The organism is Halanaerobium kushneri (assembly GCF_900156285.1).
In the GTDB taxonomy this organism is placed as follows: domain Bacteria; phylum Bacillota; class Halanaerobiia; order Halanaerobiales; family Halanaerobiaceae; genus Halanaerobium; species Halanaerobium kushneri.
This window is the reverse complement of the sequence record NZ_FTNC01000003.1, coordinates 90,886-115,788: the sequence shown is the minus strand read 5'-3', so window position 1 is coordinate 115,788 and position 24,903 is coordinate 90,886. Positions and strand designations below refer to the sequence as shown.

Annotated in this window: 21 protein-coding genes; all 21 read right to left on the bottom strand. The window is 28.6% G+C overall.

The window, feature by feature from the left end; genetic code table 11:
• Nucleotides 1-8 precede the first annotated feature (8 nt).
• The 21 genes from BW929_RS03260 to BW929_RS03165 all read right to left on the bottom strand — a co-directional run bounded on the left by BW929_RS03260 (nt 9) and on the right by BW929_RS03165 (nt 24,765).
• The gene (locus tag BW929_RS03260) at nt 9-1,184 is read right to left on the bottom strand and encodes a LegC family aminotransferase (protein WP_076543953.1); all 1,176 of its coding nucleotides are present in this window, start codon (nt 1,182-1,184) and stop codon (nt 9-11) included.
• Between the two features lie 394 nt (nt 1,185-1,578).
• The gene (locus tag BW929_RS03255; RefSeq protein ID WP_076543952.1) at nt 1,579-2,298 is read right to left on the bottom strand and encodes an ImmA/IrrE family metallo-endopeptidase; all 720 of its coding nucleotides are present in this window, start codon (nt 2,296-2,298) and stop codon (nt 1,579-1,581) included.
• 5 nt (nt 2,299-2,303) lie between these two features.
• Nucleotides 2,304-2,636 (bottom strand): helix-turn-helix domain-containing protein, encoded by a 333-nt coding sequence (locus BW929_RS03250; RefSeq protein WP_076543951.1) that lies wholly within the window; start codon nt 2,634-2,636, stop codon nt 2,304-2,306.
• Nucleotides 2,637-3,083: 447 nt separating this feature from the next.
• The gene (locus BW929_RS03245) at nt 3,084-3,701 is read right to left on the bottom strand and encodes a hypothetical protein (protein ID WP_076543950.1); all 618 of its coding nucleotides are present in this window, start codon (nt 3,699-3,701) and stop codon (nt 3,084-3,086) included.
• 53 nt (nt 3,702-3,754) lie between these two features.
• Nucleotides 3,755-3,934 carry a hypothetical protein gene (locus tag BW929_RS03240; protein WP_076543949.1) on the bottom strand — a complete coding sequence of 60 codons (180 nt, stop codon included), beginning with the start codon at nt 3,932-3,934 and terminating at the stop codon, nt 3,755-3,757.
• A 238-nt stretch (nt 3,935-4,172) separates the two neighbouring features.
• Nucleotides 4,173-5,306 carry a DUF6765 family protein gene (locus BW929_RS03235; RefSeq protein ID WP_076543948.1) on the bottom strand — a complete coding sequence of 378 codons (1,134 nt, stop codon included), beginning with the start codon at nt 5,304-5,306 and terminating at the stop codon, nt 4,173-4,175.
• A 207-nt stretch (nt 5,307-5,513) separates the two neighbouring features.
• Complete coding sequence (locus BW929_RS03230) at nt 5,514-7,523, bottom strand: hypothetical protein (protein WP_076543947.1); 2,010 nt, start codon at nt 7,521-7,523, stop codon at nt 5,514-5,516.
• A 209-nt stretch (nt 7,524-7,732) separates the two neighbouring features.
• Nucleotides 7,733-8,146, bottom strand: a complete 414-nt coding sequence (locus BW929_RS03225) for a hypothetical protein (protein WP_076543946.1) — start codon at nt 8,144-8,146, stop codon at nt 7,733-7,735.
• A 44-nt stretch (nt 8,147-8,190) separates the two neighbouring features.
• Nucleotides 8,191-8,943 carry a type II TA system antitoxin MqsA family protein gene (locus BW929_RS03220; protein WP_076543945.1) on the bottom strand — a complete coding sequence of 251 codons (753 nt, stop codon included), beginning with the start codon at nt 8,941-8,943 and terminating at the stop codon, nt 8,191-8,193.
• Nucleotides 8,944-9,328: 385 nt separating this feature from the next.
• On the bottom strand, nt 9,329-11,800 hold the full coding sequence (locus BW929_RS03215) for a S8 family peptidase (protein ID WP_076543944.1): 2,472 nt from the start codon (nt 11,798-11,800) through the stop codon (nt 9,329-9,331).
• A gap of 14 nt (nt 11,801-11,814) precedes the next feature.
• A complete protein-coding gene (locus tag BW929_RS03210) occupies nt 11,815-12,771 on the bottom strand; it encodes an AAA family ATPase (protein ID WP_076543943.1) in 957 nt (318 codons plus the stop codon).
• Nucleotides 12,772-12,944: 173 nt separating this feature from the next.
• Entirely contained in the window at nt 12,945-16,841 is a 3,897-nt protein-coding gene (locus BW929_RS03205; protein ID WP_076543942.1) for a hypothetical protein, read from the bottom strand.
• 658 nt (nt 16,842-17,499) lie between these two features.
• Complete coding sequence (locus BW929_RS03200) at nt 17,500-18,519, bottom strand: reverse transcriptase family protein (protein WP_076543941.1); 1,020 nt, start codon at nt 18,517-18,519, stop codon at nt 17,500-17,502.
• Between the two features lie 265 nt (nt 18,520-18,784).
• Entirely contained in the window at nt 18,785-20,755 is a 1,971-nt protein-coding gene (locus tag BW929_RS03195) for a retron Eco8 family effector endonuclease (protein ID WP_234978057.1), read from the bottom strand.
• Between the two features lie 203 nt (nt 20,756-20,958).
• A complete protein-coding gene (locus BW929_RS03190) occupies nt 20,959-21,417 on the bottom strand; it encodes a hypothetical protein (protein ID WP_076543939.1) in 459 nt (152 codons plus the stop codon).
• Nucleotides 21,418-21,593: 176 nt separating this feature from the next.
• The gene (locus tag BW929_RS03185) at nt 21,594-21,776 is read right to left on the bottom strand and encodes a hypothetical protein (protein ID WP_076543938.1); all 183 of its coding nucleotides are present in this window, start codon (nt 21,774-21,776) and stop codon (nt 21,594-21,596) included.
• Between the two features lie 76 nt (nt 21,777-21,852).
• A complete protein-coding gene (locus tag BW929_RS03180; protein WP_076543937.1) occupies nt 21,853-22,248 on the bottom strand; it encodes a hypothetical protein in 396 nt (131 codons plus the stop codon).
• A 168-nt stretch (nt 22,249-22,416) separates the two neighbouring features.
• Nucleotides 22,417-22,866 carry a hypothetical protein gene (locus tag BW929_RS03175; protein WP_076543936.1) on the bottom strand — a complete coding sequence of 150 codons (450 nt, stop codon included), beginning with the start codon at nt 22,864-22,866 and terminating at the stop codon, nt 22,417-22,419.
• 97 nt (nt 22,867-22,963) lie between these two features.
• On the bottom strand, nt 22,964-23,812 hold the full coding sequence (locus tag BW929_RS03170) for a hypothetical protein (protein WP_159437147.1): 849 nt from the start codon (nt 23,810-23,812) through the stop codon (nt 22,964-22,966).
• Nucleotides 23,805-23,957 (bottom strand): hypothetical protein, encoded by a 153-nt coding sequence (locus BW929_RS15210; protein WP_159437146.1) that lies wholly within the window; start codon nt 23,955-23,957, stop codon nt 23,805-23,807. Before BW929_RS15210 ends, BW929_RS03170 begins: the two co-directional genes overlap by 8 nt.
• 403 nt (nt 23,958-24,360) lie before the next feature.
• Nucleotides 24,361-24,765, bottom strand: a complete 405-nt coding sequence (locus BW929_RS03165; RefSeq protein ID WP_143009692.1) for a hypothetical protein — start codon at nt 24,763-24,765, stop codon at nt 24,361-24,363.
• Nucleotides 24,766-24,903: the final 138 nt, after the last annotated feature.

Genomic DNA, 24,903 nt, shown 5'->3' with positions numbered 1-24,903 from the left:
AAAGTTTGCTATTGACTGAACTCTTTTAACCACTCAACTACAATTTCAACCTCTTCTTCAGTCAGGTTAGAAGAACAGGGAATATTAATTAAGTGCTCAACATAGTACTGTGCTTTTTCTATCTGGTAGGCCTGGTTCTCAAGATAAGGTTTCTGCTGATGAATCAGTCCCCAGAGTGGTCTAGCCTGAATATTAACATCATTCAATTTCTGTAGCAGCTGATCTCTATCTATACCATATTTATCCTGATCAACCATTACTGAATAAAACCAATGGTTAGACCTTGTTCCTTGATTAAAAGGTAGTAGGGTTAAACCATCGATCTCTGCCAGCGCTTCTTTGTAAAGTTTATAGTTTTTAATTTTAGTAATAATAAAATCTTCCAGCCTGTCTATCTGATCAGTTCCATAGGCTGCCTGAATATTGGTCATCCGATAGTTGTATCCAATCTCATCATGTTTATAATACCAGGGATCTGTTTTAGCCTGCACACCAAGGAAAGATGCTTTTTCCAGCAGGTCCTGATCCTTAGAAACCATCATTCCTCCACCACCAGTAGTTATAATCTTATTGGCATTAAAGGAATAGACTCCAATATCTCCTACTGTTCCACAGTATTCTCCCTCATATTTACCTGAAGTATAATATGAACCAAGAGCTTCTGTAGCATCTTCTACTACTTTAAGGTTGTATTTAGCTCCAATCTCCATTAATCTTTCCATATCGGCTGGGTTACCAAAGACATGGACAACTACAATCGCTTTTATTTCTTTACCTGTACTTTTATTAATTACTTTACCATTTTGATGTTCACATTTATTTGCTAAAAATGACTCCAATTTATCTAAGTCCATATTTAAATCATTATCACAGTCCATAAATACAGGCTCTGCTCCCATATAGGTCACAGGGTTAACTGCAGCAATAAAGGTTACGGTTGGTACAATCACCTCATCATCACGGTCAACACCTAAGACTCTCATTGCTAAATGAAGCCCGGCTGTTCCACTCTGAACTGCTACAGCACGCTCTACATCTAAGTAACTTTCCATTTTTTCCTGAAACTCTGCTATGTATTTACCACCTGTTGAAACCCAGCCTGACTCAATAGTGTCTTTAAGATTATCTAAAATATCCATTGAAAGATTGGGGACTGATAGTGGTATTGATCTTTTTTCTGGCATTATATCACCTTTCTATTATGAAAATATCTTAATTTTAATGTCCATTTTATAATTACAGTACTAATTATATATCAGTAGCATTATCATTTCAATTGATTCGACAAAACATCTCTTTTATTTTATACTAAAATTATATTTTATTTTAGTGTATTAGTAAAAACTCCCACTAAAATTTTAATTTCAAGTGAGAGTTAGATAAATAATCGTTAAATTTATCTGCATATGCTTTTAGAGCACTTATTCTAAACTATAATTTTCTTCAATATACTTTTTAAACTTAATCTTGGGTAATTTTCTTTTTCTAAATCTCATCTTAGTTATTATTGCTTCAATTTCATCGATGGATTTATTGTTTTTATGGTAATATTCAAATAAAATATCAAAGGTTAGCAAATTATTCATCTCTAAAGACTAGATAACCATATCCACCTTCAATTAGATACTCGTTATATCTACTCTCTGAAATTTTATTTTTTTCTAAAGCTTCTTCTGCTAATTCTGCATAATCAGATTCTACAATTAAATCATTATCTATTTTTGGTTTAGTATATAACTCTGTTGAATAACCATATTTTCTTGCTTCTATAATAACATTAATATCCTTCAATTCTTTATATCTTTTGTTATTAATATGCTTATCCAATTTAAGTCTTAATATTAGAGCTTGATGACTAATTTTAAAATAGTTTTCCAAATAAAGACAGTCTGAAATATCAACTTTATCTCTATTTTTATTAGTTAGTCTTTTCTTTAAATGAAAGTTTAAAGCTTCACGAGGCATTAATAAATAAGATGCAAAAATATCAGCTTCTCTTTCCAGATATTTTTGCTTTTCATTTAAATTAACATTATATTTTAAGTGATAATATTCATGGGCAGCAGTAAAATACTGTCGGCCTAAAGTAGCATTAACATTAATTAATATCGCCTGCACTTCACCTTTTTTTAAAAATAGTCCATATAAGCTACTGTCAATTGGCATTTTAATGATACTAACATTAGCATTATATTTTAATACTTCAAAAATATTTATGGATTCTGTATTGCTCAAGCCAAACTCATTTCTGGTTTCAATGGCTCTTGTTTCAGCAAGAGGATTATTTGCTTTACTCATTTATTTTACCTCCTGCATATTTTTAATTCATACAAATTATTAACAAAATTCTTAGCCCACTCTATTTTTTCTAAATCATCCTGAGCAATATCAGTTGAGCGGTGAGCAATTTCTAATTTATCTTCTTCCTCTCTTTCACCAAGTAAGTAATCAATACTTTTACCATATAAATTTGAGAATTTGTTTAACAAAGATAAATTAATTTTTCTGGCACCAGTTTCATAATAAGATATTTGACTTCTTTTTTTACCAATAAAATTAGCTACATCTTGCTGAGAATAATTCATTTCCAGTCGGGCTTCTTTAAGTCTTTTTGCAATAACTTCATAATCTAACATTATGATCACCCTTTCATTAAAGATCTTCTGCACTAATTGTAACATATTTGTTACAATAAAGCAATATATAATGATCAATGTAACATAAATGTGCACTTTGTTGCAAAAAAAATCCCACCAAAACCACAAGATTTCAGCAGGAGTAATCATCTAAGTATTTTTACTTTTCTAATTTAGTTACTCTTTTATTCATAAATTCTTTTATATATTAAATTATCCAGAGAGCATAATTAATGTTATTCATTTTTGTTTTCATCTAATAATTTATTAATGTTTAAAGGGGGAATAATAAGCGAAGATATATCCGGAGTATTAGCAGAATCATAATTTTTAGTTTCAATCTCAAAAGAATCTAAATCTGTTAACTGTATAAAACCAATATTAATATAAAGAATTCTCACAGACGCTTTTAACATAAAGTAAGAATAATTGTTGAATTATAAAAAATCAAATAAACTTTATAAATTTAACATAATCACTTATTCTTTTTTCATCATGAATAGCAATAATTTCGTTGATAGCATTTATAATTGGAGAAGTTATTTCTTCTTCAGAGGCAATTATTTCTTTAATTGCATTTATTAATTCATTTTCACTATGTTCCGGAAGTCTTTCAAAATCATTTTCTAAATTAAAATCAATAACTTTCTGTTGATCTTCACATTCAACCAGAACAACCTTACCACCAATTTTATCTTTAATATCTGAAATAATATTTAAAGCCCTGGCTAAGATTTCTGCTCCAGTAATAGCTTCAGTATTATAATCATCATTTCGTGCAAGTTGGCCTATTAAATAAACTATACTTTCTTTAGCATCTTTAGAAAATCCATCTATCTTCTTTATTTTAGAATTAGATAAAGTTTGCGGTATAATTAATGTTTTTAAAGCAATAGAAAAATATGCAACAATATTAATTTCATTATCTGATTCAAATTTATTCTGATCAATAATCAAATAAGTTCTTGTTAAATCTCTCTTTTCTCGATTAATTGCATTTTCTCTTAAAAAATTTTCAACATCCAGATTTTTCTCGCAAAAAAAATTAGAAACAGCATCTTCCACTAAAAAGTCTTTATTTTGGGCTTCAGCTGCTTCTATAAATTCGCTTAAAGGAATTATAGTTGTTTTAATAACTCTTTACCTCTTTGTATCTCTTTCATTGTTTGTTTAAAGTCATCTCTTTTTTTATTTAATTCAGCTCCACTTTTTTCGCGAGAAAGTTCTTTGTTTATTTTTTTAATCATTTCTGGATCTGTAACTATAAACTTATCTTTTTCTAAAGAACTAGTAGCCATAAATATCATCTCCTTAACTCCTGAATTTGAATGACTAGTTAAATTATATATCAAAACTTTTAATTTTTCAATATATATTTCAAATAATTTCCAATTAGTTTGTTCTTTAATAAACCCCCGGGAATTGCAAAGTAGTATTCTCAAAAGTTGCAAACTAAAATTCCCTATTATTGCAACGAAAAGTGTAAAATATTATTTGACATTTCCAATTATGAGTTTACAGAATAAACAATTAAGTCTAACTATAATTATTTGGAATACTCAAGCCACTCTTTTCTGCTGCTTTAAAAAATGCTTTTTTATACCACTGAGTTCCCCAGTAGTATTGATACCAGTTACTCTGCAGAAAATCATCAGCTAAATGGACATCACTTACTATCCTTTTCTCAAAATCACAGTTAATGAAATCTTTAAAAGCTTCCTTTAACCATCTATTATGGTCATATTCAATAATATTCTGATCTGAAGAAGACAGTAGACCATTAGAAAGCATAAAATCTTTCCAGTCAGCTATTCGCTCCTCCTCAACTTTTCTAGCAGTAAGAATAGAAGTAAATTCTTCATAATCTACTTCAACAATTGAATCATCTCTATACTGATTATTATTTTCTAAAAACTCCTGCAATATCTTTTTAATTTTTTTAAATGCCTCAATAAACCTTTCCTTATTCTTAACTCTGCTAACTTGATATTGACTTGAAAAGTTATCAGTTGCATCATATTCATATCGCCACTCTAAATAAGGAATATCAGGATAAGAATAAACCTGACCATGACCATAAGCTGGAACCACCCTATCCCTTTTCTGCTCGGAAACAAACGGCAGTATCCTAGTTCCTATTTGTTTCCAACTTTTTTCCTTTATTAGCTCCGATATTTCGGAGAGTATCTTATTATTTTCTCTAACACCTTCTACATCATTTACCTTACTGGCTATACCAGAAAAACCCTGGTGAGAAAAAGTATCTGCATAAGCATGGAGAGTAATCCCCAGTTTAATAGGATCAGCATTATTTACTGCTTCCTCAACTATAAATTTAATAATTTTAGATTCTTTTTTGCAGCGCATCTTTTTAGGAAAGTTTCTACCTTCACAGCCAGGGACAAAATGAAAAGCAGAAGTGTTGGCTGTCATCGAAGAATAATTATATGTACTTAAATCCGAATAGCTGTGACAGGTAGCAGCATTAATAATTTCATCACCGAGTTGAGAAAGTAAGTTGGAAGGGTTATCAGCAGCAAGAGTTATTTTATTTACTTTGGCATCATCAACAAACTGAGAGGCATAAGCTATTTTGTGGGCAGTTTCTTTTTCTATTCCAACAGAACGGGACATTGCCAGCAGAGCATAGTAATGAGCATCTTTTTTCATTAAAATCACCCTTGTTTTTTATTTGATAGATTCTCTATTGGAATAACTGGAATATTTACCTGGTTATAAAAAGAGTGAAATTAGATTATTAGTTGTTTTATTAATCTATCTATTTAAATTATAATACGTTTGTTCGATTAATTCAAGAAAATTTTTGTAATTTATCCAGGTTGTTTTCCATATAATTTATATTATCATATAATCCAACTAATAATCTTTTCCTACATCCTGCTCTAACTCCTTCAATTCCTGTTCAAGTTCTCCTCTTTCATCAATTAACTGATTGTCTCTTTCTGGCTGATAATTAAACCTTTTATATCCATTCTCTCTATAATGATTATTCTCATCACCCGCCACAAAAAATCTTTTAAAAAATCCAGTCGCAGTTAAAATACCGACAGGCACTGGAACAATTACACCCAACACCCCCAGATAATGAGAAGTTTTGATTATTTGATTTTTATCGTTCCAATAAACAGAAAAAATCAGTGCAGCCAAAAATAAAACAGCCAGCCCAATATTTACTCGACACCTATTTTTAACAAAGTCTTCTACCAGCTTTTCTTTATTTTTTACATCTTTTATTTCTTCACCAATCTTTTTAATTCTCTCTTTAATTGAACTGATCCTCTTTTTCTTTTCCAGCAGCAGCTGCTTATCTTTTTCCTCTATCTCTTTATTTTTCATTTCATATTTTTGTTCTTCTCTTTTTTCCAGATTTTCCAACACCTCATCAAGAGTAGTTCTAAATTCATTATCAGAAATTTTAGCTGAAATATTTAAGCTTTTAGCTTCTTTTTGCTGTAATGAATTGCTCGAAATTGCCTGAGCTAATATAGCAACTTCTTCTGGTTCAATAACTTCTCCTTGATATTTGATTAAATGTTCACTGAGTTCATTTATCTCCCTAAAATCCGGTAAAACTTCAGCAAGATTAACCTGGACTAGTTCCAGGAGATTAACTCTGGCAAAATCATCAAGATTAGAACTTTTGGCAGGATTGGCAAGCCATAAGATATTTAATAATAAACTGGCAGTGATTTTCAATCTTAATTCTCCATAATTATTGTATAAACTCCTTCTATAACCTCGTTGATCCTGAAGAAACCAGGAATTAGCCTGCTCAAATTTTTCAACTTTATTTTTACGAAGCTTTTTAGTATAAAGTATTGCTACTGCATCATGTTCGGCACCTTCTTTATTATAATTTCTCTTTCTCAATTCCTTATACAGCTTTGTGCTTCTTGCTTCCCTTTTAAAATCTTCATCTACTTCTTTAATATTTAAAGAAAAGTCATCTGCTAAGATTTTTTTAATATTTCTGGCTTTCCGCTGCAGATCAGTTTTGTTGATATCTTTTTCTAAACAGGTATTTAAAAAATCATCTTCAACAAAAATTCCCTGTTTAATCTCACCCAGTTCATTTGCTTTTTTAAATAAGAGGTGCTTGGTCTCTGCAACAGTAATATCAAGAACAATAAATTCAAAACCAAAATCACTAGCAATATCATATAGCTGTTTACATGTTATATTTGATTCTTCGGAATGCAAACCTAATAAGCTAACAATAAAGTTGGTATCCAAAATTAATTTTATTTTTTTATCCAGTTTTTGATCAGAAATATCTGTGCTGATATAACAAGAAATTATTGACCCTAAATAAATCTCCTGAATAATTTTGAATTTATCTCGATCCATTTTAATATGATTGATATATCTGGCAACCGGACTATATTCTCCATTACAACTTTTGCAGTTGTTTCCATTTATGAGCTCACAGAAAACTTTTTTATTGTTTTCTATAAAATCAAGGATCTCTGGCGCATCATCAATTCCCTCACTAATTAAAAAATCATTATAATCTTCATTTATTTTTTCAATTTCTTTTGCTTTCCTGGTTAAAACACTATCATATTCAAATACTATTTTTTCTGTAATTTTAATGTTATTATCTTTAAATAAGTAAATACGCTTGTCTTCACTGGCTATTAGCTCCACAATTCTTTTTAACATTCCAATTGGAATGTTAAGCTTAAATTCTTCTTTGATGCTTTCTTTGACCAGGGTTAAATCTCCATAAAATTTATCATTCTTATTTTTGAAATTTAAAAATGATTTTTTGATCAAAGGAATAAAGACTCGCATTATGTCTTTATTATTGTTATTATGATAGGCTAGAAAACTGTAAGTTATTGATTTATTAAAGTTAATTTTCACCACATCCTTAATACTAATATTTATATAACTATATTTATAATTCTTTATAAGTATAATTTTTCCTGCTTTTTAGTGAAAATTTTCTCAAAATTATTAATAATAAATAAAGAAAAAATCCCACCTATTACAGTGAGATTAGAAATCAAACTAAATCTATCTTTACTTTCCCATTGTATTTTAAACCTCCTGTATAATTAATAATGAGCTTATTATTCATCTTCCTGAAAAAAAGGAGAAGTGATTATAGTTAAATCATCATCAATGTTTGTAATATTACCGATCAAAAGAGATACTTTTTCTAATACCGGAGCAAGAATTTCTCTATCTTCTTCAATTTCTTTTTCTAAATTATCCATATTTAAATCATCTGCAAAGTCCTCATTAAGCTCATAGATTACATTTAGCTCTACTAAGATATTATAAAACATTTCAGGCATAAAAAACACTTTTCTAATAAAGGTCAAATATACAAAATTCTCATCATAATCTTTTACAATAACTTCATCTGCTATTTTAAGATCTATATTTTTTTGACCTATTTCTTCGTCTTCAAGACCTAAATAATTGAAGTCAATGTTAATCAAATTTATCTTAGGATATTTAGCTACATTAATAAAACTCATGGTGTTCACCCCTCAGCTAAAAATTACACAGATTTAATTTTACTTTATTTATTTTTAATTTTATATTTAACTTTTTCTTCAGATATAGATTTTTGATTCCAAACTGCTGCTGGCGATGTTTTATATCTTAAAATTGACGTTTGAATATCTTTTTTCAATTTATTTATTTCTTTTTCAGCTTTATCAGCAGCATTTTCCTTAGTTATTAAAAAGAGTAGATATTCAGATATATTCATTTTATCTTTTTCGGCCTTCATCTTGATTTGTTTATATAATTCTTCCGGCAAAGTAACTTCTACTTTATTTTTATTAGCTATCATTTCTTCAAGTCTTTTATGCAGCTTTTTGATAGTTTTATTGCTGAGATTATCTGAATTGTTTTCCAGTAAAATTTTAACATTAGATGGCTCTTTAATTAACCTTAGTTGATTATTATGGGTTTGATCGGGTAAAGAACCTTTTTCATATCTATGATAAGTTATTTCTCCCCAGCCTAATAGTCTGCTTATTTCTTTCTGTGTTAATTTATATTTTTTTCTAATATCTTTTATTTCTTTAACAGATAGAATATTTTTCTTTTCTCTAAACTTATCAAATGCTCTTTTTTGGTTTTCCTTATCTAATTTTTCATGAAATAGTTTTTCTTTGCAATTTTTACACACAGCTACTTTAGCATTTATTTCAATTTCTTCCTGGTTTAATATATTGCGACTCTCTTTTATTGATTCAATATTATATTCTACAAAGTCATCACATTTATCACAAAATAATTTATCAATATCTTTTGATTCTTGCATTTAAAACCCTCCTCGCTTTATAGTCAATTAGTTGTAGGGAAAATCAATAGGATAACCTGCTTCATGAAAAGATAAGCAGATAACCTGTTCTCTACCTCTAGTTTCAATCCTTATTTTTATGTAAAACAATGTATTTCCAAGAGCAGTATTGCTTTCCGAGTTAATATTATCACTTCATAATTATTATACAACTTTTAACAAGATTTATCAATATAAATTATCATATGATACTATAAACCGGACTGTATATTTGTTGTATACTAAAATTATCGGGAATTGTAGAATAAAAACATCCATTGAGTAGACTTTGTTGAAGTGAAATAAAAAACCCCCACCAAAAATTTAAAGTTCCAGTGGGAGTAATAGACAAAACTATTATTTAATTCTAAACTTTAATTTCAATTTTTTCTGTAATATCAATTAAGTTAATAATTTCTGTATATAACTCAAGATCTTCTTTTTCAGTAGTTAATGAAACTACTAATGAGTATCTCATCTTTTCTTCTGCCTTTCCTAAATAACTTCTTGTTTTCCACCAGCCATTTGCCGGATAAACTGCTATCTCATTCATTTGAGAAAGATCAGCTGCAGTACCAATCCATATATCAGAATGGATTGAACCTTTATCTCTGGCATTCATACCTAATGTCCAGTTATCAGTAGTAGTATTATTATAATTATCATTTTTATCTTTTTCTTTTTTATTTATTCTTGATAAAAAAGTCTGTTCATCTTCGTCAGGTCTTTTTAAATCAAATCTTAATAGAGCAGAAGGATATCTATATCTATCTTTCCAGCCTATTTCTCCCGGACCTGGTTCAATAAAATAAGATAAAGTGACTCTCATATTTACTTCTGTTTCTCCTAATGATAGTAAAATATCTTCTGGCCAAGGTATTTTATATAAATTCATTTCTTTTGAACGATAATTACTTGCTCCTTTTTCAAAAGGTTGAATTTCATCTTCAATTACTAAGTTAACGGCATTCTCATAACTCCATTTGGCTCTTTCTAAATTTGGAACTCCATAACCACAGGTTCTTAATAACTTTAAATAATCAGATTTAAGTTCTCCATCTAAAAACTGTTCTTTCATTTTATCTGTCCATTTTGCTGAATGAATAATTAGGGCTCTTATTGTTTCCGGCCAGACATCTGGATACTCAGCCATTAATTGCGAAGCAAACCAGGAAGCTTTAGCAGTTGCTGCACTTGTCATATTTATTGAAGCAAAATGATTTTCAGTATATTTATAATTTGTAGTTAGTTCCGAAAGATCTTCACAGCTAGAAAAAAATGGTTCTTCAGCGGATATATTATCTACAGCCAAATTTCCACCTTCCATTAATATTTCAGGTTTAATTGCCCAATCATTATCCCAACTACGAGAAGTCTTACTGAATGGAGAAAGTCCACCAACCGGAGCTAATGCTTGATAATCACTATAATCAGGATCAATGATATCTTTTTTATTAGTAAATGCACCTACTGTAATTGCATTCCAGGCCTGACCTGGTTCTTCAACTACTTCAGTGAAATTACTCTTGGGATAATTTGAATAATTACTTTTTCCGCTTATATTGCCTGAGGAAACAAATAATAGTCTTTTAGTATTATCATAAAAACCAGAAGTAACTGCATCTACTGCTGCAGACCAGGATGATGGAGCACCAGTATTTAAAATATAATTATTTGCTGTTACCGCCATACAAAATACTCGACTTAACTCAGGGTTTTCTATTTCTGCTTTGTAAATTGCTTCTTCAAGTATATAACCATATAATTCTTCATTATTTTCTCCATCTGGAGGAAGAATTTTAATTGACTCAATAAAATGATTAATGTCTAATTGTTTATCCATATTTATTGCTTGTTGTAAATCATTATAAATTGCTAATCCAGCCATCATTGTTCCATGACCAGAATGATCATAACTCCCCCAATCTAATTTATAACTCTGACAGTTATTATTACAAACTGGATCTATTAGCGGATATCCTGAATTCAAGCCCGTGTCAAGTAGACAAATACTATTTTGGGCCCTTTTGTTCACATTTAATCGCAACAACAAATCATCTACCCACTCAATCTGTTCCCTATTTTCTAGACCTGTAAAGAAATCAGCAGTCAATGATTTCCTTCTTATTTCAGCAATTACTGGTCCCTCTTCTATTAAATCTAGAATCTGCTTGTTATTAAGATAAACTGAAAATACTTTTCTTTCAGGAAAATTAATAACACCCTTACCAACCTGAATATCTAGAGATTCAGCTAGTTTTATAAATTCATCTTCGATATCTTCACCATTATCATAAATCCAAATTTCACACCATAATTTATCTTCAGCGGGGATCCACTCAATCTCACTCTGCCAGAACGACTGTAAAATTGCCAACTTAATATCTTCAATACAATTAATTAAGTCTTGATTACTTCTTTTACCTTTACTCGTTAACTGATCAGGATCTAAATATTTTTTTATTTTACCTAAAAAATGTCCCTCTTTACCGTCGGGAATAAAAACTAAAACTTGCATTTTGTTACTATCTTTTAAATGCTTAATATTAAGTATTCTTATTTTTTTCTTCAAATCTTCTAAACTTTTGACTTTATATTTAAGTGAATCATCAACTGTAAATTCTATATATGTTCCCTGTTGAGATTTAAAATACTTATTCTCTCTTTCAGTTTTTATTTTCTCGGCTTCTCTCCAGATTGATTTTAATTTATCAACTAGTTTGTTACCATGCTGTGAAACCTGTTTTGTAGGAAATTTGTTATCGACTGGTGTGCTTTTTGGTGTGAAGTCAATTACGTCTGGAGACAAATCAATAAATATATTTCTTTTATTCTCCATTTTTATTTGACACCTCAATTTTCATATGAAGTTTTTTTCTCTTTTATCATTCTCTCTAGTAAGGCTTTGTTTATTAAATCCTTATCATTTAATATAGTTTCTTTAATAGCATCATCACAGGCTTTTGTTATTTCTGAATGACTTAAACCTTTAGCTAATTTTACAATATCCTCTATTAAGAAATCACCTCTAGAAAAAGAAGCAATTCTATTTTTGATTAAACGATAGATTTCCTTTTCAGTTGGCAATTTATAAGAAATTATATCATCAAATCTTCTGAAAAGAGCATCATCTAATAATGCTGGGTGATTAGTTGCTGCTAGAATTATACTTTTAGATTTATCATTTTCTAAAAACTGTAAAAAAGAGTTTATAACACGCCTCATTTCTCCAACATCATTATCCAAAGATCTTTTATAACCTATTGCATCAAATTCATCAAATAAAAATACTGCTTCAATATCTTTAATCATATCAAAAATTATTCTCAGTTTTGCACTAGTTTCTCCCATATATTTTGTCACCAATTTATCTAATTGAACAGTGAATAATGACAAATTTAATTCTTTTGCAATAACACTAGATGTATATGTTTTACCGGTTCCTGGAGGACCTTTTAATAATATTTTTCTTCTATTATCCAAGCCATGTTTTAATAGCTTATCTCTTTTTTTATATTCTTTTACAATTCTTTTAATTTTATTATTAATATCATCATTAACTATTAACTCTGATAAATAATGTTTTTCATTAACTTCTTCAACAAGGCCTTTATATTCTCTCTTTAATCTTACTACCTTCTGAGGTCGATTTTTATATTCATCAACTAAAGAACGAATATCTCTAGCAATTATCTGATGCCCATTTTTAGCTTCATGAGCAGCTATCCGTAAAGCAACTGTAGAAAACTGTTCTTTATCCCCATTAAAGTGTGTTTTTATTATACTTTTGAGTTGTTCTCCTGTTGCCATAATTTATCACCAACTTCCTTAATTCCACAATACAAATGTATCTATATAATTATTATATTCTATAAAATTAAGCATATCAATTAAATAATTCAATTTAACTAAATTCTTATAAATTAAACTATAATGTTGTAGTTATTTGTCTATAATATTTGTTGATATCTATCTTTCATAACTTAGCTTCCAAAGTTTAAAAATATATGATAAATTTCTTCTTTATTTCCTTCCCGGTCGTGGACAGCTTTCGCCACTTTAACACCACTCAAATTATAATCTTCAGTTAAATCGTCCACAGGTTGAATTATTGCAAACTCAAAATTTATCTTTGAAAGATAATTAATATATTTATCCCATAAACCACTAAATTTACCAGCTTCTGAATAAACAATTATATAAGATCTAGCTAATCCAATCGAATTATACTTAAAAATTTTAGTTAAATGTTCTTCAATTACACCTTTTTCAAGATAATTGTATTTCAGCCTGAAAGCCTCAACAATTGCCATCTTTTGGCTAAATTGATTACTTAATATAATATCTCGAGAACCCACACCTCCTTGTGAAGTTTTCCTCTGTTGATGAGTTGCTGAACGACCTCCTCGAGGCTGATCTGTTACCTGCCAATTCCAGGCAGAGAAAACAGCTTTTAAAATAGAAGTCATAATATCATTATATTTATTTTCTTCCTTTGAGTCAGCAAAAACTCCATTTCTCTCTAACAATTGTCTTCCGGCCCAGATAATTTTATCCAGTAAAAATTTATTAAGTGCTTTTGCACTAACTACTTTTGCTATCTCTTCAGGATTAAAACCTAAAATATCTTGATAATAAGTTCTATATTGTCTTAAATCTGGTTTAAATGCTATTTCATCTACCACTTGTGGGGATAAATGTTTTCTTTTATAATTAGTTAGCTGTTCTTTTAGTTTTTGAAATTTATTAGAAGGTTTATTATCTATACCAAAATAATAAACTTCTTTTTCCTCAATTAGTTTTTTTGTTCTATCATATAGGCCCCGGTCTAAAAAGTTATTCACAGCCACTTCTAAAAAATCAATCTCTACTTTAATTTGATTGGGCAACTCATCCCATATTTGATCAAACTCTTTATTCATTTTAAGATAATCATAACATAGCAATTTATTATAAGCGACTTGTTTAGCAATAGTATGTAACTCATTTTCATTTAAGCTTTTTTTAATTATCCCCCATTCATTCAATGCCTGACGATAAAGATTCATTTGTTTTTTTAATTCTTCTTCCTGTTCAGCCATTCTAATTGTGGCTGCAAAACGATTAACAGCTATCTGTGATTTCAGGTATTTTGAATACAAAAGTTGATCAAATATTTTATAAGCCTTTCCTGGTTTGTTTTTTAATAATACTAGGGCTTTATAGTAATCTTTGGTAGCTTCAAATTCTTCTTCAGGAGCAACCATTTCTTTTTCTGTAGGTATCGAAATATTCTCTAGTCCTTCTAGATCCCCTTTTTGAAAAGCTAAGTTTAATTTAATTCGGTATACTAATTTTTGCCATTCAAGCTGTTTGGGATGTTGACTTAATATTTTATCCCCATAATTAATAATCTCCTCCGCAATTTCTGTATATCCAGCATTAACAGAATTAATTAATGCTTTCTCCATCTCCGGCAGCCAATACTGCTCCTCTAAGTATTCATTTAAATTCATATCAAAAATTTTTTTCCTTATTTTTTGCTGACTGGCTTCATCAATTACTTGCTGATAAAGAATTAAAAACCTCACTGGATCATCTGTCCCGGATAATATTTTATTAACAGCCTTATCATAATTTTCTTTACTAAATCCAGTTAACATCTTAGCTAAAAGAGGAAATAGTTCTTCATTTTCTGTAAAAAGATCTCGCTCATAAAATGAATCAAAAATGTCAGCTTTACCTGAACACAAATCATCAATAGTAAAATTAGCTAAGATATTTACAATAGTTTTTTCTAAATCACTCTTAATTGTGTTTTTCCCAACTTCATTAATAGATACTTTTTTTTGCGTATTAATTAAAATAGATAAATGTAATCGTATTTTATAAACCCAGGCTTGTTTACGTTTTAATTTACCCTCTGCTGAATCAGCAATCACTCTGCTGGCTTTTTTAGTAGCACCATCGGGTATTGGATAAATCTTCTTAAGTCGTTTCCTAATATTTATTGGTATTAAAATTTCATTTAATCTGTTATCCTGTCTTAAATAAATAAATAGACTCTCCCACGGTAATTTTAAATTATCTGGCTGTCTTGAGGTCCAGGTAACAACCAACTCCTGATCATCACTTGTAAATATCTCTCTTTTTAATTCACAAGTATAAATATTGATTATAGTATCAGCTATAGTTTGTAAAACTAAAGATTTTTCTTTATTATTAAAAGCTTTTACCGTCTGCCATTCTTCAGTAGTAGTATTTCTGACTAGATCAAATAACCAAAACATTAATTTCAGTTCAGCCCGGGGTAATCCCCCAAAAGCTTGTTTTCTACCCTTTCCCAATTCTTTCTTCCAATTATTAATCAACTTCAAAGCCATCGTATTTATAATTCCCGGATTAATTAAATTATCTGAAGCAAACTCTTTAATGTTCAGCCTTAAATCAGCCAAATAATTTAATAATTCCTGCAGCAAATTATTCTTTATCTCCCAATCATGACTGGTCTTTTTATCTTTTTCTATTTTTCTGGCAAGAGTTAACAAAACTTCAGCTATAACCTTTTCCTTAAATACCTGATCATCTTTTTCAACTTTAAGCAAAGGAGAAAAAGCAAGTTCTATTCCTTCACGCCATAAATTATTCTTAATTTCTGCAATTTTTTTACTGCGAACAGAATTGGGCAAAGAATAAAACTTCCCTGAAAAATCTAATTCAAAAAGTAAATTCAGACCAAGAGAAATAGTTTCTCTATTCAATAATAGCCCCGGAATTGCTTCTGGACAACTATTTCTTACTATATAAGCAACAATATAGGTAAGATATGGTCTAGAGTTACTATTTTGTAAAAGCTCTATTGTCCATTTGTTAAAATCTTCTGAAGCAACATCTCTTTCATCATTTTTTATAACTGCGTAAATAAGCGAATTTAACTGCTGGCGGGAACCACCATGCAGATTCATTACCAGTCCCTTTATAGGAGGTTTTCCCCACCATTTAAAAACTCTCAATATATTATTCTTATCATCAGGAAGATTAACATCTAATACAAAATTATTTTCCACTAAAAAGTCAGTTTCCAATCTTAATCTTAGTAATTCCTGCTCCCACCCTAATAAATCATCTTCATTAAGAATAAGTTCTACCGCAGCAGTAAGAAATTTGTTCCTATTTTCGGGAGACATATGCCTGGGAGCATCACTCCAGGAAAAAAATAACCTTACTTTTTTTAACCACTGCTGTAAACTAACAGTATCACTCTTTTGGCTGCCAGCTAATATCTCTTCCCAATACAAAGCGGCAGCTTTATCTTCTAAAAATCTCCAGAAAGATTTATCATAACCTCTTTTTAATTTGAAATTTTCTTTATCAAACTCGGCAATTATTTCTGATCCTTTCATTTCATTAATAGAAGGTGTATTAGGATAAACTTTAACATGTGTTTTTCTCAACTGCTTTACTCTTTCCTTAGAAATGTATAATCCCAGTTCTATTTTTTCTTCTCTTCCATGTTTTTTGTTATATAGCAATCTTAAAAAACTAAGCTCTGTTTTTTCTTCTTGATTTTTATTATGAATTTGGTTAATAATTGAACTAGGTATTTCAACTTGGTTTAAAACAAATCTAAACGAATAACTTTCAGTTAAATATTCAAAATCAACTACACCTTGATGTTCTTCATTATATTGCTCCAAAAGTTGCTGCACTGTTTTATGGTCTAAAAAAGGTAAAGTCAACTTAGACTCAGCTAATAAATGGGCCATAAATAATGAGGCTCCCCATTGAATATCAGCATTTTTTGCATATTTTTCTTCATCAGAAATAGAAGAAGTTATATTGTTCAAAACTTGTAATTGATCTGTAAGATATTCAAGCTGTTGCTTATAATCTCTAATCATTATTTTATGCTCCCTATATCATAAAGTATATATTTAAAAACAAAAAATTATTTTAATAACTGTTAATATAGTTCTTTGTCATTATAATTTTACCTGCCTTATTTGTCTGTCTTAAAAAATTTTAATTGGCAACTTGTAAATACTTATTTGTTGCATACTAAAATTACTGGGAATTGCAAAGTAGTATTCCCGAAAGTTGCAAACTAAAATTCCCTATTATTGCAACGCAACATGTAAATTCTTATTTAACACCAACAGCAGCAGAGGCTACTATTATTTTATAGCGCCAGCTATAAAAAATCCTTCTACTTATACAAACAAAAAACTCCCACCAAAATCTTGTGATTTTAGCAGGAGCAGTCGACCAAGTACATATTCAATTCTTCCTCAAGCCTGATAATATAACAATCACGCAGACTTCTCTTCCCATTCAACAACTTCTATCCCGGTTTCTTCCTTGAGTTCCTTAAATGTAGCCTCAAGCTTTTGCATTTCTTTTTCTCTAAAATAATTAACTAAGCTCTGCTCAAATTTATTTTCAAAAAAAGTACAAGCTGCTAATATTCTGGTGCAGCAGAATAGAGTTTTGCCAGAAAATATTTTTCATAAGTAAAATAAAATGAAACAATAATGATGAGAGATAAAATTATAAATACAACTAATTTAACCATAAAAGAATTTCTTCAATATCATTTAGTAAATTAATGTGTTTATTATAATATTTATTATCTTCATCAGGTATCCAGTTAATTAAAAATGACCTATAACCAGCTAAGTAATTAATTAAATCATCAATATCAGAAAAAAACTTGCCATTATTATTTTTATATCTATATTTAAAACCACCATTGGCATTATTTAATAATTCAACAAATTTATATTGGGAGACAGATTTATTACTTTTAAATAAAAAATTTATTTTAGAAATATCATATCTCCTATTTCTTGATAAACGTATTCCCTTTCCCACTACAAAACCATTTAAAGAAATTTCGTTTTTCTCACGAATTATTTTCTTATAATTTAATTTTAATTTTCTATCAGAAACTATTTTATTTACCGCTTTTATCACAAAATCTTTTGGCAACTTATCGTTATTAGAAGAAATTAAAATATCATCAGCATATCTGCTGTAATCAAAACCAAGTTTTTTACAGTATTTTTGAATTCTTATATCTAATTCTCTAAAAAATATATTTGAAGTTGCAGGTGAGGTTATAGCTCCTTGTGGAAGATAATCATTTAAAGAAATTATTGATATTAAATAATCTAAAATCTTATCTTTTTCTTCATCATTACTAGCGGTTATATAATAATCAAATATTATTTCCAATTTGTTTGTTTTGATAGACTCAAAAAAATTTTTGATATCTAATCGCAAATAATATTTTTTATAAGTATGAGGGATTAAAAAGTCTTTATAACCATAACCTTCTACAAATCCATAAACATTATCTGCTATTGGTATATTATCCAAAAAATTTTTCTTTAAATTAGATTGAAGATGAGAAAGATCCCCACTTTTTAAAGAATGTATTTTCCTATAACCATTTTTCTTAGGTATCTTATATTTAGAATATGCATTCTTTTTATTAGTTAGAGTTTTCTTTAACTTTTCTTCTGAAATCTCTAATATTTTCTTTAAAAAATAATTTAAATTATAAATCTTGATATACATCACCTCAAATAAAAACTATAAAAAAGATAATAGGATAAGTACCATCTCAAGCCTCGCTCTGCGCCAATAGTTAATTGAGGCAAATCTGAAAATATAAACTTGGTAATTTGAAGATGAAACTTAATTGTATTAAAAACCCCCTGGATTTTACAGTTAACCCTACCTCAAGAAGTATTCCACTCTCCTTGATAAAAGCTACTTATAATATATATGTTTATTTACATCAGGGATAAACAGTTTAACTGTTTAATTACTACTTATCCTACTATCTTACTAACAAAGATTCTATTTTTTCAATAATATAAAATAACTCTGGAAAATAATTTTTAAAATTTGTTTTTTTATCATATAGTGTTTTCTCTTTATCAATATTTTCTTCAAAAAAATAATCCATTAATTCTGTTATCCATTCTGTTTTATTAACTGACAACTCATTAATTTTTTTATAATAATCAACCAATACACTTTTATTTGATTGATTATAAACTTTTTTTATTTGTTTTTTCTTATTATCTAGAGTTTGTAAATTACTTAATTTACCACTAAACAATAACCTAAAAAGTGTTAAATCATCAATCTGAAATTTATTCGCTATATTTAAATTGTTTTTATAATCTAAAGCCCAACCTTTAAAAAAAGAAATGTTTTCCTGATTAATTATTATATCTTCAAGTGTATTCATAGCTACAATAACATTATACCTCATACAATAATCTTTAATTAAATTTTTTAAATTCAAATAATTATTAGCACCTTTTCCCCATTTTAAATCAAAGTTATAATCTTTATTTAATTCATTATCTATTTGGTTTCTTAAAGTCAAAAACTCTTTACGTTTTTTTCCATATAAAAACTTTTCTTTTTTTATTATATTAACATTTGTTAAAGGATTTACAAACTTATCACTTTTACTTTTAGAAAATCTTTTATTTTTATATGAATAATTTAATATTTTATCAAGGTCAACTAAAAATAAATGTGGTGTTTTATAACCTCTCTCTCGAGGAGAAAGAACTCTAGCTGCCGAATAATCTGATAGATTGTGGTAGAAATTTACTTTTCTTAGTTTTGGAAATAATTCTAAAATATTTTTATTTGTAAATAACTCTCTTTCAGTAACTCCTTCTAGAAACACAATAGCTTTTGAAAAATAAAAACTAGCTTCTGTAACTGTTATTTTATGATAACTTTTAGTGTTTTTCAAGATAGGCTTCATTCTTTTCATATCAGAATATTTATTTTCAAAATTAAAATGATATAGATTATAATCAATTTCTGAACGAATAATATTTTTTATTACCCTTGGTGAATGTGTAGCTAAAACTAATCTTAATTTTTCATTACATACATCCACCATTTTATAATTTAATTGATCAATATAATAAGGATGAAGATTTAACTCAGGTTCATCAAAAATTAATAAGGGTTCTTTTAACTTTTTATCAGAAATACGTTTTGCCAGACTCAAAAAGAAAGTCATATAATTATAAGAAGTAATTCCTTCAGAAGAAAAATCAAGTTCTCTATCATCTATATTAAACTTCCTTCCGCCAAGATATAATTGGTATAAATGATTAAAAACCTCTTTTATATTAAATTCTTCAACACTAATATTACTCTTTTTAAATTCCTCTCTTATAAATTGGAACTGTTTATTTATTTCATCTTCGTTCAACATAGTTTCCAGGGTTGAATTAATCTTATTTTTTGAATCCATTGAAATTTTATTTAGATCATTAATCATACTCCATAATTCCATCCATTTTTTCTCATTGATATTTTTACAGTGTAAAAAATAGACAGGAAAAAGTTTTTGTAACATTTTTCTTTCTTCATAACTATAATTCCATGTTGGATATTCTTTTTTATATTTTTTCATGACAACAGTAATTTTATTATCTGTTGCATTCTGATTAATAAATTTAGATATCTTATTTAAATAACTATGTGAATAGGAAAACTCATTCCTAAAAAAATTATTTAATAATATGTTCTTGAAATTACTAAGATCATAAGTAACTTTAATTTCAGAATACTGATTATATGAATTTTCTTTATCTCGTATTGTGAAATCAACTTTTTCATCAGTTAGCTTTTTATAATAATAATAAATAGTTTTTAATAAATTGCTCTTACCAGTACCGTTTTCGCCAAGTAAACAATTAGAATTCTTTAAATTTATTTCTATGTCTTTTAAAGAAATACAATTTTTAATTTTTATTCTACTTATTGGCAAAAGATCACCTTCTATATTACTAAGAAATTTTCTGATTGAATTGCTGTTATATTTACATTTCAATATAACTCCCCTAAATCCTTTTACGAATTATCAAATTTATTAATATAAATCATATTTATTGCATAAAAGCCTTCCCCATAAATTTATGAAATCACCTACCCACCCCTCACACAAAAAACTCCCACCAAAATCTTGTAATTTCAGCAGGAGCAGTCAACTTTTTCATTTAACCTTTCATTTTCAGCCTTTATTTTATCATTCTCCCTGGCTTCAGCTGCAATTTGCACTTCCTTATCCTTATATTTTTGCCTGGAATCCTCGATGATCTTTATTATCTGATCCTCTTTTATCTCCTTCTGATTATCATTTAAATCTGCCAGAGTGTTTTCCAGGCTTGTATTATAGGCAAGATAAGATATATCTTCTTCGTCAATAATCTCCTGCTCTTTCATCAGCTCCAATTTATTATAAAAATCATTCCAAAATTCATTATCTAAAAATAAAGAGTTAGCATGAATACTAATCGCACTATTTAAGGGAAGATCATTATTAACCCCCGGGTCTTTAAACCAGAGAATATTACTTAAAGTAAAGGTAGAAATAACTTCATTTAGAGTTCCATCATCTCTATGCCCACCCGCGCAAAAATTATATTTCACTAAATTTAAATCACAGGTTAAAAATAATGCTTTTGTTTTTTCTAATTTAGTTACTCTTTTATTCCTAAGCTCTTTTATATATTCAATTGCCCAGAGATCATGATTATAGGCTACTGTATCATTATCTTTATAGCGGGCAATAATGGAATAATCAAGTTCTTTATCTTCCTCTTTGTTTAATTCTTTTTCTGTGGGATAAAGATATTAATATCTTTATCTAATAACAAACTTTCTAATTTACCCACTATTTCTCTAATATCAAAGGGCGTTAAGCCCTCACTTTTCAATTTATTATAAAGAGAGTTATCTCTAAAATCACTCAGTGTTCTACCATAAAAATTCTGATAATTATTCAGCACACTTCTTATCTCCTGCAGAGTGAAATCAAATATGTAAAACTCAAAATTATGTTTTCTCAAAATCTCCATTAATTCTCTACAGGGACGAGCTAATTCGTCTGCATGGTAGCTCAAAGTATTTAAGAATGTATTTGACTTCTTTTTCTTTGATTCCTGTTTTATTAGTATCCGGAAATTCTCCTAAATAAGTTGTCAGGGTATTGAGGTTATTGTTTACCACCTGATTTAATTTGTCTGCTGTTTTTGAAAAACTGAGCTCAATATCATTTTTTTCTAGATACTCCTGTAATCCCAGTATAAATTCATTATTTTCTCGATCTATTTTCCTTTCAGTTTCTTCAGCTAAATATACTTTCTTTGATTTCTGTTTTAAATAATTGCTGCGCTTTGATCTGGTGATAATTGATTTTAAAACATAAAGTGGAATTTTAAGACTATAATTTTTCCTGCAATAAAGTGAAAGTTTTCTCAAATTTATTTATAATTAATCCAGTGGTACAGATTTCAATTAGCAGCTGGTCGTTTTTCGTTTAGCAAAAACTTTTCTTTTCACCAATATAATAAATATCGGACATATTATTTAGCAGAACTAAAAAAATATTCGAATCAAAAATTTAAACTTTAAATTAAAATATTTTCACTAATCTAGTGTTGTGCATTTATTAATGAATTTTTCACCTAATAATTTTACACCACCATTTTGAAGTTTCATGAAATCATCTTGTTCAATTAAATATACTCTTTTTAACCCAAATTTGGATTCTTTTTTAATAAAGTCAAAATAAGGCTTTAAATATTTATAAGATGTATCAGGCCTAGGAGAATTTTTACTATTACCAGCTAAAGATATTATAAGGTCACCCGTTGTTTCTTGATCACAATAAAATTTGTGACTTTGAAACATTTCTCCAATATGAACTTTTCTATCGCCTGTACTTGATGATTCTATAACACAAACAACTTTTTCTTTACTATTAATTATTGAAATGTCAGGTTTATACTGATCAGCACCAATAATAGAGCCCTTTGTATTCTTTTCAAAATCATGGCCAAGATTTAATTTGATATTTTTAAAACTTGTATCACTCATTACTTCCTCCATATCAACATTTTTTGTTGAAATTCAATTATAAAATAATAAGGCATTAAAACATGTTGTGAATGTCAATGCTTTAATGCCTTAAAATTTAGAGCAGTATATTTTTTAGTACCTTTAGCGATTTTCTTTGAGGGTTATAAATATTTTTTTTCCATGACCCATACGTCTGATGCTTTAAATTAATTCTATTATTTTGTTTAGCCTTTTTCCTCAGCTTTTTTATATCATAAGGTCTATGACAATTTCCATATTTTTTGTTCTTTCCACATCTACACTTACCAAGAGGATTTAATATCTTTGGATAAATATACGGTGGAAAACTTGCTGCTTCAGGTCCTATCCAGGTACCTTTTCCATAAACTTCTCTAGTTTTTAACCAAATCTGATGTCTAAATAACCATATAGTAATCAAATCAAAAGCAAATAACATTCTATCTACCATGTCTGTTCCTAATTGCTTAGGATTATCTGTATAACATAAGGAATCCGGAAGATGAAAATTGAAGCCCTCCATTGAAACATCCTTTGCCCCAGTATTTAAATGAGGGTGATCGGGATATTTAATATAATTAATTTCTGGCTTAATTGAAATAGCAATAGGTTGGCCATTTAATATATTTTTATCTCCAGGGTGAACAGCAATATAATATTTTTCATCTTTTAAATCACTAATAATTTTTTCAACATGTCTCAATTTAGATGAAAAACTATGACTCTCTCGATCACAATTATCCAAATGATGTTTTACTTTTCCCTTATTAACCTTTACGCTACCATTTCTACATATATCAGAAGCTACATCTTTTATCTCGCTATTTAACGGCATAGGCTTTAACTCTAATAAAAACCAGTTTCCAGGAAAGGTTTTAAAAGGCCCCGTATGAAATTCAACGGGGCCGAATTTGGTTTTTAAATCATCCACAACACTCTTATTCATAGAATACTGCATGTGATTTTCCTGGCTTTCTGCTTCTTTCTTGCTTCTTGTCTTTATTCTTGTTTTTTTCTTGATTTCGGTTACCTTTGCCTTTATCGTTACCGTTATTACCTGTATTGCCTTTGTTTTTTCTCTTCTTATCCATTTATTAAAAACTCCTTTTTAAAATATTTAAGGAACTGTCTCGGCTCAGACCTCATTCTTTATTTCTGACTTGAGACATCACTGAATAAGAATTAATCTCCTCTCTCTAAGAGCGAAACTTCTTGCAACACCTACACCTTTTATGTTACAATATATACAACATAATAATATATTTGTACCGAGAAACATTTCCGGTATATGCTTGGGCTTTCTCTTAGTAAAGCCGTCAAGCAAGAGTAAGGTTAGAGGTGGTATCTCTAACCTTTTTTATATTATACCACTTTTTTTGCGTTAACGCAAACTATATACTTTATTTTTTGTTCTGCGTAATTATAGAATTTAAATTTAATTGGTTTCCGATTATTAATACATTGTTTTTATGTTTTATTTTTATAGCGTTAGTATTACTTTTCATCGCTTTTTTCGTTTTCATTTTGTTCATCTGCATCTAATGGACGAGTCATCTCTATAACTAACATCTCTTCTTCTTCATCATAATAAGTTAAAAATCTCGTAGCTTTAGAAGAAAAATTAACCTCTGGTAAAAACTTCATAACAAACCTAACAAAATCCCTGTTATTTATGCGAACATAGCCATTTCGTTCTTTATCAATAAACGGTATTTTATTTTTGTAGTCTTCATCAACTTCCTTAACAACTATCCTTTTATTTTCTCTATCAAAGCCTAATGCTACATACTCAGGTCTTCCAAGAATCTTCACTGCTGATTTACTAAAAGTAATTCCATAATCCGCAATTGATACCATTGGCATACCTATTTCTGGATCAAACCACTCAAAACCCATCATAAAACACTCCTTTTTTCTTTTCTTGCCTAAATTATATCATTTATAATCTTTTTTTACAAAATTTTTTCGCTATTAATCTGCTATTATCTCTTTATTTTAATTATTTTTTCATAAATATAAGTTTTTATTTTGATATTA